This window comes from Rahnella laticis, assembly GCF_015644585.1.
Classification (GTDB): domain Bacteria; phylum Pseudomonadota; class Gammaproteobacteria; order Enterobacterales; family Enterobacteriaceae; genus Rahnella; species Rahnella laticis.
Genome location: NZ_JADOBI010000011.1, coordinates 14,760 through 28,702 on the forward strand (window position 1 = coordinate 14,760; position 13,943 = coordinate 28,702).

At 51.5% G+C, this 13,943-nt stretch carries 11 protein-coding genes; all 11 read right to left on the reverse strand.

The window, feature by feature from the left end:
• Positions 1–12: 12 nt before the first annotated feature.
• Positions 13–3,495: a DNA polymerase III subunit alpha gene (dnaE, locus tag IV433_RS20300; RefSeq protein ID WP_195815767.1), complete on the reverse strand. Its 3,483-nt coding sequence runs from the start codon at positions 3,493–3,495 to the stop codon at positions 13–15.
• 87 nt (positions 3,496–3,582) lie between these two features.
• Positions 3,583–4,179: a ribonuclease HII gene (gene rnhB, locus IV433_RS20305; protein ID WP_195815766.1), complete on the reverse strand. Its 597-nt coding sequence runs from the start codon at positions 4,177–4,179 to the stop codon at positions 3,583–3,585.
• Entirely contained in the window at positions 4,176–5,324 is a 1,149-nt protein-coding gene (gene lpxB, locus IV433_RS20310; RefSeq protein WP_195815765.1) for a lipid-A-disaccharide synthase, read from the reverse strand. Before lpxB ends, rnhB begins: the two co-directional genes overlap by 4 nt.
• Before the next feature lie 18 nt (positions 5,325–5,342).
• Complete coding sequence (gene lpxA / locus IV433_RS20315) at positions 5,343–6,131, reverse strand: acyl-ACP--UDP-N-acetylglucosamine O-acyltransferase (RefSeq protein ID WP_195815764.1); 789 nt, start codon at positions 6,129–6,131, stop codon at positions 5,343–5,345.
• A gap of 3 nt (positions 6,132–6,134) precedes the next feature.
• Entirely contained in the window at positions 6,135–6,590 is a 456-nt protein-coding gene (fabZ, locus tag IV433_RS20320) for a 3-hydroxyacyl-ACP dehydratase FabZ (RefSeq protein ID WP_095923207.1), read from the reverse strand.
• Positions 6,591–6,738: 148 nt separating this feature from the next.
• The gene (gene lpxD / locus IV433_RS20325) at positions 6,739–7,761 is read right to left on the reverse strand and encodes a UDP-3-O-(3-hydroxymyristoyl)glucosamine N-acyltransferase (RefSeq protein WP_152326529.1); all 1,023 of its coding nucleotides are present in this window, start codon (positions 7,759–7,761) and stop codon (positions 6,739–6,741) included.
• 2 nt (positions 7,762–7,763) lie between these two features.
• A complete protein-coding gene (skp, locus tag IV433_RS20330; RefSeq protein ID WP_195815763.1) occupies positions 7,764–8,261 on the reverse strand; it encodes a molecular chaperone Skp in 498 nt (165 codons plus the stop codon).
• A 153-nt stretch (positions 8,262–8,414) separates the two neighbouring features.
• Positions 8,415–10,835 (reverse strand): outer membrane protein assembly factor BamA, encoded by a 2,421-nt coding sequence (gene bamA, locus IV433_RS20335; protein WP_195815762.1) that lies wholly within the window; start codon positions 10,833–10,835, stop codon positions 8,415–8,417.
• A 36-nt stretch (positions 10,836–10,871) separates the two neighbouring features.
• The gene (gene rseP, locus IV433_RS20340) at positions 10,872–12,227 is read right to left on the reverse strand and encodes a sigma E protease regulator RseP (RefSeq protein WP_152326527.1); all 1,356 of its coding nucleotides are present in this window, start codon (positions 12,225–12,227) and stop codon (positions 10,872–10,874) included.
• A gap of 41 nt (positions 12,228–12,268) precedes the next feature.
• A complete protein-coding gene (gene cdsA, locus IV433_RS20345) occupies positions 12,269–13,117 on the reverse strand; it encodes a phosphatidate cytidylyltransferase (RefSeq protein ID WP_152326526.1) in 849 nt (282 codons plus the stop codon).
• A gap of 9 nt (positions 13,118–13,126) precedes the next feature.
• Positions 13,127–13,885: a (2E,6E)-farnesyl-diphosphate-specific ditrans,polycis-undecaprenyl-diphosphate synthase gene (ispU, locus tag IV433_RS20350; RefSeq protein WP_095923213.1), complete on the reverse strand. Its 759-nt coding sequence runs from the start codon at positions 13,883–13,885 to the stop codon at positions 13,127–13,129.
• Between the last annotated feature and the right edge of the window lie 58 nt (positions 13,886–13,943).

Below are 13,943 nucleotides of genomic sequence, written 5' to 3' on the forward strand. Positions count from 1 at the left end.
AGCATTCCTATTTTAGTCAAATTCCAGTTCCACCTGCTCACTACCGACCAGGCCTCGCAAATCCAGCAACAGTTTGTCCGTTGGCGTAACACGCCATGACGCCCCGAATCGCAGCCGGGCTCTTGCATTTTCTCGTTGGTAATACAGATGCACTGGTATCGTCCCCGATCGGTGAGGTTCCAACGATTGGCGGAGACGGTTCAAAAGCTGGTCATCAATTTGCCTGTCAGTCAGCGAGATAGCAAGACCGCGAGCATATTTTTCCCGTGCTTCACTGATGTCCATTACATCGCGGGCCATCATTTTAAGCCCGCCACTGAAGTCATCAAAGCTGACCTGTCCTGTGGCGATAAGGATACGGTCTTTTTCCAATAAATGCTGGAATTTTTCCAACGCTTCGGTGAACAACATCACTTCGAGACGACCGGAACGATCGTCAAGCGTACAGATCCCAATGCGGTTACCGCGTTTGGTGACCATGACGCGAGCAGCGAGAACCAACCCCACTGCGACGGTCATTTTGCCCCGATCCGTCGGGTGCATATCTTTCAAACGCTGGCCGCCGCCATAACGTTCAATCTCTTTCAGATACTGCGTGATCGGATGCCCGGTCAGATACAAGCCGAGCGTTTCCCGCTCGCCGTCGAGCACCGTTTGTTCCGGCCACGGCATCACGTTTGAGTAAGATTTCTCAACCTGTTCAGGCGCTTCGGCCAGAACACCAAACATGTCCACCTGACCAATCGCTTCCGCCTTCGCGTGCTGATCGGCCGCTTTCAGCGCGTCACTAAGAGAACTCATCAGAGCGGCGCGATGCGGCCCAAGCCGGTCAAAAGCGCCGGACATAATCAGTTTTTCGAGAATGCGTTTGTTCAGCTTTTTAACGTCGGCACGCGCGCACAAATCAAACAACTCTTTGAAATAGCCGCCTTCATTACGCGCTTCAATAATCGCTTCAATCGGGCCTTCACCCACGCCTTTTATCGCGCCGATGCCGTAAACGATTTCACCTTCGTCGTTGACGTGGAAGTGATACAGACCGCTATTGATGTCCGGGGGCAGGATTTTCAGGCCCATACGCCAGCATTCATCCACCAGCCCGACAACTTTCTCGGTGTTATCCATATCCGCGGTCATTACCGCCGCCATGAATTCGGCCGGATAGTGCGCTTTCAGCCACAACGTCTGGTACGACACTAAAGCGTAGGCGGCTGAGTGAGATTTGTTAAAGCCGTAACCGGCAAATTTCTCTACCAGGTCAAAGATTTTAATGGCCAGTTCGCCGTCAACGCCGCGTGATTTAGCGCCATCTTCGAAGCCGCCGCGCTGTTTAGCCATTTCGACCGGGTTTTTCTTACCCATTGCACGACGTAACATGTCTGCGCCGCCCAGCGAATAACCCGCCAGAACCTGCGCAATCTGCATAACCTGTTCCTGGTACAAAATGATGCCGTAGGTCGGCTCCAGTACCGGTTTCAGGGACTCATGCTGCCACTGGATATCGGGGTAAGAAATCTCTTCACGACCGTGTTTACGGTCGATGAAGTTATCTACCATTCCCGACTGTAACGGCCCCGGGCGGAACAGCGCCACCAGTGCGATCATATCTTCGAAGCTGTCGGGTTTGAGGCGTTTGATCAAATCTTTCATGCCACGGGATTCAAGCTGGAAAACCGCAGTGGTTTCCGAGCGTTGCAGCATGTCGAAACTTTTCTTGTCATCAAGCGGGATCGCAGCGATATCCAGCGGTGCTTCACCCGCTTTTGCACGGCGCGCGTTGATCATTTCCAGCGCCCAGTCGATGATCGTCAGCGTACGCAGGCCCAGGAAGTCGAACTTCACCAGCCCGGCATATTCCACGTCGTTTTTATCGAACTGTGTAACCGGATGATTACCTTCGGCGTCGCAATAGAGCGGCGCAAAGTCGGTAATTTTCGTCGGCGCTATAACCACACCACCGGCGTGCTTACCGGCATTTCGTGTAACGCCTTCCAGCTGACGCGCCATGTCGATAAGCGACTTAACTTCTTCATCCGCCTCATAAATTTCAGGCAACTGAGGTTCAGCAGCAAACGCTTTTTCCAGCGTCATACCCGGATCCGGCGGAACTAATTTCGAAATGCGATCGACGAAACCGTAGGGATGACCCAGCACGCGGCCCACGTCACGGATAACTGCTTTCGCCGCCATCGTACCAAAAGTAATGATCTGTGAAACCGCTTCGCGACCGTACATTTCCGCGACGTGATCGATAACCCTGTCGCGTTTTTCCATGCAAAAGTCGACGTCAAAGTCGGGCATGGAAACACGTTCAGGGTTAAGGAAACGTTCGAACAGAAGATCGAATTCAAGGGGATCCAGATCCGTGATTTTCAGCGCATAGGCCACCAGTGAACCCGCACCGGAACCACGTCCCGGCCCGACCGGCACGCTGTTATCTTTCGACCACTGGATGAACTCCATAACGATCAGAAAGTAGCCCGGGAAGCCCATCTGGTTGATAACTTTGAGTTCGATATCCAGACGTTCGTCATATTCAGGGCGACGTTGCGCGCGGACTTCAGGATCCGGGAATAAAAACTCCAGGCGCTCCTCCAGCCCGATTTTTGATTTTTCGACCAGAAAATCAGCCGTGGTCATTTCGCCCGTCGGGAACTGCGGCAGGAAATACTCGCCCAGACGGATCGTGACATTACAGCGCTTGGCGATTTCCACGCTGTTTTGCAGCGCTTCCGGGATATCTTCGAACAGCTCACACATTTCATCTTCACTGCGCATGTACTGCTGCGCGGTGTAGTTTCGCGGGCGTTTCGGGTCATCAAGCGTAAAGCCATCGTGGATTGCTACGCGGATCTCATGGGCATCAAAGTCCGTCGGAACCATAAAACGCACGTCGTTGGTGGCCACAACGGGCAAACCGCGCTCCGTCGCCAGCGCCACGGCGGCATGCAGGTAGTTTTCTTCCTCTGCGCGACCGGTGCGGATCAGTTCGAGATAATAACGATCGGGGAAATATTGCTGATAGAACTCCAGGCATTGCTCAACCTGCGGGCCATTTCCGCGGATCATGAACTTGCCGACATCGCCCATTTTTGCGCCGGAAAGCAGGATCAGCCCTTCATTCAGCTCTGCCAGCCACTCGCGGTCAACAATCGGGCCCGCCGCGCCATAGCCGCGCTGATAAGCACGGGAAATGAGCAGGGTCAGGTTCTGATAACCCTGATTGTTCATCGCCAGTACGGTCAGTTGCGCGAGTTCATCGCCGAGGATTTCACTTTGAACATTCAGGTCTGCGCCGATAATCGGCTTAACGCCTGCGCCGTGCGCCGCACCGTAAAATTTAACCAGCCCGCACAGGTTGGTGAAATCGGTGATAGCCAGAGCAGGCATGCCGAGTGACGCTGCGCATTTCACCAGCGGACCCACTTTCGCGAGGCCATCCACCATGGAATAGTCGCTATGTACGCGCAGATGAATAAAACGAGGTTCGGCCATATCCAGAGTCCAGAAATATGTGAATTAAGAGTTTATGTGCCCCGCCATTTTATAAATAAAAGTCAGGGGCAAAAACAAAGTGACGCGCTAGGCCAGCCCGAGTGCGCGTGTTACCGGCGCAAAACTGCGGCGGTGATGTACTGTCGCACCAAGCCGGGCGAGGCTTTCAAGATGCACCGGCGTCGGATAGCCTTTGTGCTTTGCAAAACCATATTCAGGGAACTGCAAATCCAGTTCAACCATTTCGCGATCGCGGGTCACTTTGGCAAGAATGGATGCCGCACTGATTTCAGCGACTTTACTGTCGCCTTTCACCACGGCCTGTGAGGCCATCGGCAGTTTCGGGCAGCGGTTGCCATCAATCAGCACCATATCCGGCGTCAGTGCCAGACCGGCGACGGCTCTTTGCATGGCCAGCATCGTGGCATGCAGGATGTTCAGTTCATCAATTTCATGCGGCTCTGCCCGTCCGAGACTCCAGGCCAGCGCCTTTTCTTTGATTTCGATGTATAACGCTTCGCGACGTTTTTCGGTGAGCTTCTTTGAATCCGCCAGCCCCATAATCGGGTTGGCAGGATCGAGGATCACCGCAGCCGTCACCACTGCGCCGACCAGCGGGCCGCGGCCAACTTCATCCACACCGGCAATACACACGGCCTGCGGATAAACAAATAATTCACTCATCGGTTTGCCAGCTCCATTACGGCCTGAGCGGCCTGCTCATCAGCATCACGGCGAATGCTTTCATGCAAATCCAGGAAAATTTTACGCAATTCCTCGCTTTTTTCACCACCCGCCAGTAACGGCAGAAGTGCGGCAGAAAGCTTTTCCGGTACGCATTCGGTTTGCAGCAATTCGGTGACAATTTCCCGTCTTGCCAGCAAGTTTGGCAGGGATACATAAGGGGTTTTCACCAGACGCTCCGCCAGCCAGAACGTAAAAGGCTTCATGCGATAACCCACGACCATCGGGCATTTCGCCAGCATACACTCGAGCGCGGCAGTGCCAGACGCAAGAAGCGCAGCATCGCTGGCAATCATCGCTTCACGCCCTTTGCCATCGAGCAAATGCGCAGGCAGATCAGGCGCAATCTCAGCCTTGATACGCTCGAATTGCTCGCGACGTCTGGCGTTAACCAACGGCACCACGATGTGCAAATCAGGGTAAGTCTGTCGCAGCTGTAACGCTGTCTTCAGGAAATCTGCGCTGAGCATTTCTACTTCGGCATGTCGGCTTCCCGGCAATAATGCCAGGCAATGGACATCATCAGGGATCCCAAGCGATGCACGAGCCGCCTGCTTGTCCGGATGCAAAGGCATGGCATCCGCCATCGTGTGACCGATAAAACGGCATGGAACGTTAAATTTGTCGTAAAACGCTTTTTCGAAAGGCAGGAACGCCAGCACTAAGTCAGTTGCTTTCCCGATTTTGAAAACACGTTTTTGTCGCCAGGCCCATACGGAAGGGCTGACATAATGAATCGTGCGGATACCACGCTGTTTCAGGCGGCCTTCCAGTGTGATATTGAAGTCGGGAGCATCAATGCCCACGAAAACATCTGGCTGAAGTTCGCTGAAACGCCGGGTGAGGTCTTTGCGGATTTTCAACAGGCGTGGCAGCCGTTCTAAAACTTCCACCACGCCCATCACAGCCAGCTCTTCCATTTCGTACCAGGCTTCACATCCTTCCGCCTGCATCAGCGGACCTGCGACCCCTACAAAACGGGCATCAGGATGATGTTTTTTCAGTGCTCGAATCAGCCCGGCGCCAAGAATGTCACCGGACGTTTCACCGGCCACCAGGCCAATTGTCAGAACAGGCTTTTGCATTGTTTTCCGTAGCGCAGATCAGCGAATAATGCCGCGGGTAGAGCGGCTAAAGAAATCACTGAAAGGTTTAGCTTTCGGGAATTCAGCGGCGATAGCAGCGATTTCCGGTTGTGCTTCTTCCAGCGTTTTACCGCTACGGTACAGTAACTTGTAGGCATTACGGATTGCGTGCAGATCTGCTTTCTCAAAACCACGGCGCTTAAGACCTTCGATATTGATACCGAAAGGTGTCGCATGGTTACCCTGCGCAATAACGAACGGAGGGACATCCTGGGCAACGCCAGAACACCCCCCTACCATCACATGCGCGCCGATGATGCAGAACTGATGCACTGCGGTCATGCCGCCGATGATCGCAAAATCATCAACTTCAACGTGGCCGCCAAGTGTCGCGTTGTTCGCCAGAATACAGCGATTTCCAATGACACAATCGTGGGCGATATGTGCATTAACCATCAACAGGTTATCGCTGCCCACTTTTGTCAGACCACCGCCCTGAACGGTACCACGGTGAATGGTAACGCTCTCACGAATATTGTTGCGATCGCCGACCTCAACGCGTGTTGGTTCACCGGCATATTTCAGATCCTGGTTAATTTCACCAATGGAGACGAACTGGAAAATGCGGTTATCGCGACCAATTTTGGTCACGCCATTAAGAACTACGTGTGATTTAAGCTCAGTACCTTCTCCGATTTCTACCTGGGAACCCACGTAGCAGAAAGGACCGATATGCACTCCGGCACCGATAACGGCACCGTCTTCAACAATAGCGCTTGGATGAATAAAGGCGGTTTTGTCAATCATGTATTAAGACTCCCGGCGACGGGCGCACATCATTGATGCCTCGCAAGCAATCTCACCATCTACTTTTGCGACACCTTTAAAACGAGCAACACCACGACGCTCTTTAATGAATTCAACTTCCAGAACCATCTGGTCACCCGGAAGGACCGGACGTTTAAAGCGTGCATCATCGATTGCTGCGAAGTAATACAGTTCGCCTGGCTCCAGTTTACCCACGCTTTTAAATGCCAGAATACCGGTGGCCTGAGCCATCGCTTCCAGAATCAATACGCCTGGGAAGATAGGTTTGCCCGGGAAATGGCCCTGGAAGAACGGTTCGTTAAAAGAAACGTTTTTCACAGCGCGCAAAAATTTGCCTTTCTCAAAATCCAGCACGCGATCAACCAGTAAGAACGGGTAACGGTGTGGCAATAAATCCAGTATCTCTTCAATACGCAGAGTATGAGTGTCAGTAGTCAAAATACTCTTCCTGTCTATAAAAAACTGATGGCATCAATAACACGGCCTGCCAGACCCCAAAAAAAGGTCATCAGGCAGGCCGCAAATAGGAACGTATGTCGCAGGTTCACTCAACAAAGGGAACACAAAGCGTCACCGTAAATGGTAATTAATCTTTTTCGATTTTACGCTCGACAGCTTTCAAGCGCTTATTCATCTCATCAATATTCATTACCAACGCAGCCGTCTTACGCCAAACTTTATTCGGTTGTAACGGAATACCGGAGGAGTATACCCCAGGTTCAGTGATTGGTCGCATCACCATTCCCATTCCTGTTACGACAGCCTGATCACAAATCTCCATGTGACCGTTGATAACACTGGCTCCACCGATTTGGCAGTAGCGTCCAATTTTCAGACTACCGGCCATAATAACACCGCCAGCCACCGCCGTATTGTCTCCAATCACGACGTTGTGTGCAATCTGGCATTGGTTATCAATGATAACGCCGTTGCTGATAATGGTGTCATCCAGCGCGCCGCGGTCAATCGTGGTGCACGCACCAATTTCAACGCGATCGCCAATGATGACGGTGCCCAGCTGAGGAATTTTGATCCAGTTGCCGCGGTCGTTGGCATAACCAAAACCGTCAGCACCGATCACCGTGCCTGACTGAATCAGGCACAGCTCGCCAATTTCTACGCGGTGATAAATAGAAACGTTGGCCCACAAACGTGTACCCGCGCCTATTTTTGCCTCTTTACCGATAAAGCAGCCTGCGCCGATGACAACATTGTCACCCAGCACAACGCCCGATTCGATGACTGCATTTGCGCCAACCGAGACATTCTTACCCAATGAAGCACTGTCTGATATCACCGCGCTCGCAGCAATATCCTGTGCCGGTGCTGGCGTGGTATCCAGCAACTGCGCCATACGCGCATACGTCAGGTAAGGGTTTTTAACCACTAATGCCGCTGTAGGGCAAAATGGCAGATCCGCTTCCGTCAACACTACGGCACCTGCATGACAGGAGGCCAACTGTTCACGGTAGCGGCTGTTTGATAAAAACGTGATTTGCTCAGAGTGTGCGGAATGCATTGAAGCAACGCCGGTGATGGCAATTTCGCCATCACCGTGCAATTGTGCATCCAACTGCTGTGCGAGATCAGCCAGTCGAATTGAAGACATGTTTATTTAACCTGTTTCAGCACATCAGCAGTAATATCTTTGTCATTGCTTGCGTACGCAATTGCGTTTGCATCAATAACAACATCATAACCTTCTTTGCTGGCAACAGATTTCACAGCGTCCTGAATACGGCTCAGGATTTTGTTACGTTCTTCGCCCTGGCGACGACGGTTATCTTGCTCGAACTGCTGCGCTTTAGCTGAGAAAGCTTCACGCTGAGCCATAACGTCTTTTTCGAGTTTAGCACGATCGCTGGCTTTCATGGTTGAGCCATCACGTTGCAGACGTTGCATTTTGGTTTGCAGATCACGTTCCTGAGATTGCAAATCAGTTGCACGACTTTTGAACTCGTTTTCCAGTTGTTTAGCCACAGCTTCGCGAGCTGGCATCTGTTGGAAAATGCTAGCGACGTTAACGATAGCAATTTTGTCAGCAGCCTGAACGCTAGCTGAAGAAGCCATAACTAAACCGAGGCCTGCGGCATATAACCACTTTTTCACTATAAACTCCTTCCATCACCCGTTTGTGCCAGATGGCACAGTAAATTACACAAAACACCCGATATTAAAACAATACACGGGCCGAAACCCGTGTATCAAATTCAGCATCAGGCCATTGCGATTCTGCTGAATAAACTCTTTGCAGACAAAACGTTACCAGGTTTTACCAATGTTAAACTGGAACTGTTCCGCTTTGTCGCCTTCGTATTTCTTAACTGGCTGTGCGTAAGAGAACACCAGCGGCCCCAGAGGAGACTGCCACTGCAAGGCCAGACCAGAAGACACACGAATGTTGCCAGGCTTACTGTAATCAGGCACACCCGCTGCAATAGTTTGCGGCGTGTTTTCCCAACCTGTATCCCAGACTGTACCGCTATCCACGAACAGAGACGTACGCAATGAGTTAGCGTATTTCTCGCTAACAAACGGAGTTGGAACAATCAGTTCCGCACTCAGGATGGCCATTGCGTTGCCGCCCACTGCATCGCTCGAGTTATCAATCGGGCAGGTGCTGTACGAGGTATTAGCCGTAGTACATTTGTAATAAGCTGCTTTCGGACCGATGGTGTTCGACTGGAAACCACGAACACTGCTTGAGCCGCCGGCATAGAAGTTGTCATAGAACGGCACTTCTTTGCCGCCCAGACCATCCGCATAACCTGCGCGCGCACGTCCCATCAGTACCCAATCACGATCCTGATTCAGCGGCATATAGCTGGTTGAATCGAAGGTGATTTTATAATATTCGTTATCTGAACCCGGCACGGTCACTTTACCGTTCAGGCTGGCTTTGGTCCCTGACGTCGGGAAGTAACCACGGTCAAGGTTGTTATAACCCCAGCCCAGATTCACGAAGAAGTCATCAGCACTGAAATCAGCATCTGAGTTATCGCTGGTCGTTACCGCAGGTTTCAGGCCCACAGAGTTCAGATAACGGAACATCGCGATCTGAGGTTCCATATTGGACAGATCGTTGTGTACGTAATCCAGACCCAGACGCAATGAGTTGTTCTCATTGACAGGGAAACCAAGGTTGCCGCCAATACCGTAACTTCTGTTGGTATAGTCAGACAGGTCCGCATTATCCGCTTTAAAGTCGTTATAGAAAATACGACCGCCCAGACTCACACCGTCAACGGTGAAGTACGGGTCTGTAATCGTGAATTCTGCGTACGTCTGGTAATCATTTTTCGTACCACTGATGCCTACGGAGTTACCCGTACCCAGCCAGTTGTCCTGTTGGACACCCACCTGGAAGCTGACACCACTTTCAGTACCGTAACCGACACCAAAGTTGAAAGTACCGGTGTTACGTTCTTTCACTTTGTAGACCACATCAACCTGGTCCGGTGAACCCGGAACGCGTTGTGTATCCACATCAACAGTTTCGAAGTAACCCAGACGGTTCAGACGCTCTTTGCCTTTATCGACCAGATCATTACCTAACCAGGCACCTTCCATCTGACGCATTTCACGGCGCAGAACGCTGTCTTTACTGGTGTCATTGCCTTCGAAACGGATATGACGCACATAGAAACGGTTACCCGCATCTACGTTGATATGCAGTTTTACTGTCTTGTCTGCATCGTTAATTTCAGGCTGAGTAGTCACACGTGGATAGGCATAGCCATAACGGCCCAACATCTGCTTGATGTCGTTTTCCATCTTGGTGACTTTAGCGCCATTGTACAGCTCGCCTTTATCAATTTTAGTCAGGCTCTGAACTTCTGCTGAGTGACCCGCCATGCTGCCGGTGACTTCAACACCAGAAAGTTTGTACTGCTCACCTTCTGTGATGTTCAGCGTGATGTAGATGCCTTTTTTGTCCGGCGTCAGGCTGACCTGAGTCGAATCAATGTTGAAACGGGCATAACCGCGATCCAGATAGAAACTACGCAGGGTTTCAAGGTCACCCGCCAGCTTTTGTTTCTGGTATTTACGGTCGCCGACCACGTTCCACCAAGGCACTTCATCGCGCAACTGGAAGCGGGAAATCAGTTCATCAGTCGAGAAGGCATGGTTACCCACGATGTTGATCTGCTGAATCTTGGCAGAAACACCTTCGGTAAACACCAGTTTCAGGTCAACACGGTTACGCGGTAAAGGGGTCACAACCGCTTTTACCGACGCACTGTATTTACCGACGCTGTAATAGAAATCTTCCAGGCCTTTTTCAATACTGCCGATGGTTGTACGGTCAAGCGCTTCGCCAACGCGGACGCCAGAGGCTTCCAGGTTTTGTTTCAGCATGTCATCTTTCACCGATTTATTACCGGAGAAAGTGATGCTGGCAATCGTTGGACGTTCCTTGACCTGCACAATCAGAGAATCACCATCGCGAAGGACACGAACGTCCTCAAAGTTGCCAGTGGCAAACAATGCGCGAATGGTATTACTGATGTCATCGTCAGTAACGGTATCACCGACACGAACCGGCATATTGAGTAACGCCGCACCGACGGCAACTCGCTGCAGGCCTTCGAAATGAATATCTTTCACTACGAAACCGTCTGCACCGTATACGGTGGCGCTGCCAAACAGCAGCGACGCTATGAGCAACTTTTTGATCGCCATCGTTGTTATGCGTTCTTCCTAACCTAATCTCCGGTCTTAAAGACGGGAGAAATCATTGAAAAGTGCAAGCCCCATCAACAACACCAGCAAAACTGAACCAATGCGGTAACTGAAGTCCTGAACTCGCTCGGAAACTGGCCCACCTTTAAGCTTTTCTATTGCAAGAAACAGCAGGTGGCCACCATCTAATACCGGTAACGGGAAGAGGTTGATGATCCCCAGATTGACACTGATGAGTGCCAAAAACGTGAGGTAAGACACCAAACCATACTCCGCTGACATTCCTGCGCCCTGTGCGATGGAGATTGGACCACTCAGATTGTTCAGCTTCACATCCCCGGTAATTAACTTACCCAGCATGCTCACGGTGAGTTTCATCAGTTGCCAGGTTTTATCCCCGGCCTCATAAAACGCCACAAACGGACCATACTGACGGATTGTTTTGTATTCATCAGGCAGCGGCACCACTTTCGGGACCACACCAGCAAAACCCTGTATTTTGCCTTTACCTGCAGACTTCGTATCCGGCGTCAGTGTTAAAGCGACGGGAGAACCTCCCCGCTCAACTTCCAGACTGATTGGCTTGCCCGGATTGTCACGCACCTGAATGACAAACGACTGCCAACTTTCCAGAATCTGACCATCGACTTTAACGATCCTGTCTCCGGCTTGCAAACCCGCCTTTTGCGCGGCTGAATCTGGCTGTACTTCCTGCAAGACAGATTCTATCTGCGGACCTCGTGGAATCATACCCAGAGAGACCACCGGATCCTGCTTTTCAGGATCAAACTGCCATTGACGTAAATTCAGTGTTTTCTCAACAACATTATTGGAGCCAAAAGGCGCTACTCCCACTGTCGTTTGATCATCACCAATCTCGCCAATCAACGCCATACGAACTGAATCCCAATCAGGCGTTTCGATACCGGCAACAGACTTTAGTTCCATTCCCGGAGAAATATTGGATTGCGCAGCGATTGAATTTGCAGTGACATTTGCAACAACCGGACGCACGGTCGGCACACCAATCACGAAGATCAGCCAGTATGCAAAAACCGCAAAGATGAAATTGGCAATCGGCCCGGCGCTGATGATAGCAGCACGCTGCCAGATTTTTTTGTTATTGAAGGATTGATGACGAAATTCAGGGGCTACGGCCTCGACGCGTTCGTCGAGCATTTTGACGTAGCCCCCGAGAGGAATAATGGCCAGCACATACTCAGTTCCCTGACGGTCGGTGCGACGCCACAAAGCGCGACCGAAACCAACAGAGAAGCGTTCAACACGCACACCACAACGACGAGCAACCCAGAAATGGCCGAACTCGTGCACGGTGATAAGCACCCCCAATGCAACGATAAAGGCGGCCAGGCTCCAGAGTATGTTCATCATATGTCCAACTATTCCTTAGAAAACTTCACCGTCTGCGACGGTTAATACACTAACAGCATCAGACAGGCGAATACAGGAACCGCAGCAGTCAGGCTGTCAATGCGATCCAATATTCCGCCATGACCCGGGATCATATGACCACTGTCTTTGATTCCGGCTTCACGCTTGAACATACTTTCCGTCAGGTCGCCCAGCACAGAGGCCAGCGCAGCAACCACAGAACAAATCAATAACGTTGCGGGTTGCACGCTCAAAGGTGCATACCGGCCAAACAACCAGGCTATCAGGGCAGATGTCACCAGCCCACCGATAAACCCTTCCCAGGTTTTCCCCGGAGAAACTTTTGGTGCCAGTTTATGCTTACCGAACAACTTGCCAAACAGGTAAGCGCCGGAATCTGCGCCCCAGACCAGCAGCATGACATATAACAGCCACCACGCGCCTGTGTGAGGATTCTCAGCATAACCGTACTGACGCAACGCAACCATGCCCCAGAAGAACGGCACAATCGTCAGTACGCCAAACAGCACACGTAATACGCGTGAATGACGCCAGAATGCAGCGGAAGCCGGATACGCAACAACCAGAACTAACGCCAGACACCACCACGCCAGCGCTGCCCACAGCGAGCCGCTAACCTGTGGTAAGTAAACACTCTGATGATAAGCCGGAATGCTCAACATCATCGCGGCTAACAGAAAACCACACAGTATCGCCAGCCAGATACGCTGACTACGGGTTGCAAGCCCGGCGAGCTGACCCCACTCCCACGCGGCCAGCATGCACACCACTAAGGTGACAATGGCGAAACCCACCGGCGGCAGCAAAAAGAGTGCTGCAATAACAATCGGTATTAAAATCAAAGCTGTGATAATGCGATACTTCAGCAAATGTTCTCCCTAGGACGCATCGGCGCCGATAGGTGTAGTCCCCCCGAAGCGGCGCTCTCGCTGTGCAAACGCGGTCAGCGCACCTTCAAAGGTGTTTTCATCAAAATCAGGCCAGAGGACATCGGTAAAGTAGAGCTCCGCATAGGCAATCTGCCACAGCAAAAAGTTACTGATCCGATGTTCCCCACCGGTTCTGATCACCAAATCGACGGGTGCTAGTTCGCTCATACAGACCGCTGAATTCAGCAACTCTTCTGTAATCTGCTCTGCCCGCAATGTACCGGCTTCAACCTGCCCGGCCAGCGTCTTCACGCCCTGAATAATATCCCACCGGCCACCGTAATTTGCAGCGATGTTCAGGGTCAGACCGTCGTTATTTTGAGTAAGTGTTTCTGAACGACGAATGCGTTCCTGCAGACGAGCACTAAAACGACTGACATCGCCAATGATCCGCAACCTGACATTATGTTTATGCAGGCTTTTAACTTCGCTGTCTAACGCACGAACGAACAGCTCCATCAAGGCGGAAACTTCCTGAGCCGGACGATTCCAGTTTTCACTGCTAAAGGCATAAAGCGTGAGCGCATCAAGGTGATGACTGGCAGCAAAGCTTACCGCTTTACGCACTGACTTCACTCCCGCTTTATGACCGAATACCCTCATTTTACCCTGACGTTTTGCCCAGCGTCCGTTGCCGTCCATGATAATGGCAACATGGCGAGGTTGAGAGCAACACATATCAGACATCTGTTGATTTTCGAGGGACATAACGCGTACTCATTTCCTTTTATCAGAACACAACGGCTTTCCAGCTGACATAAGCCTG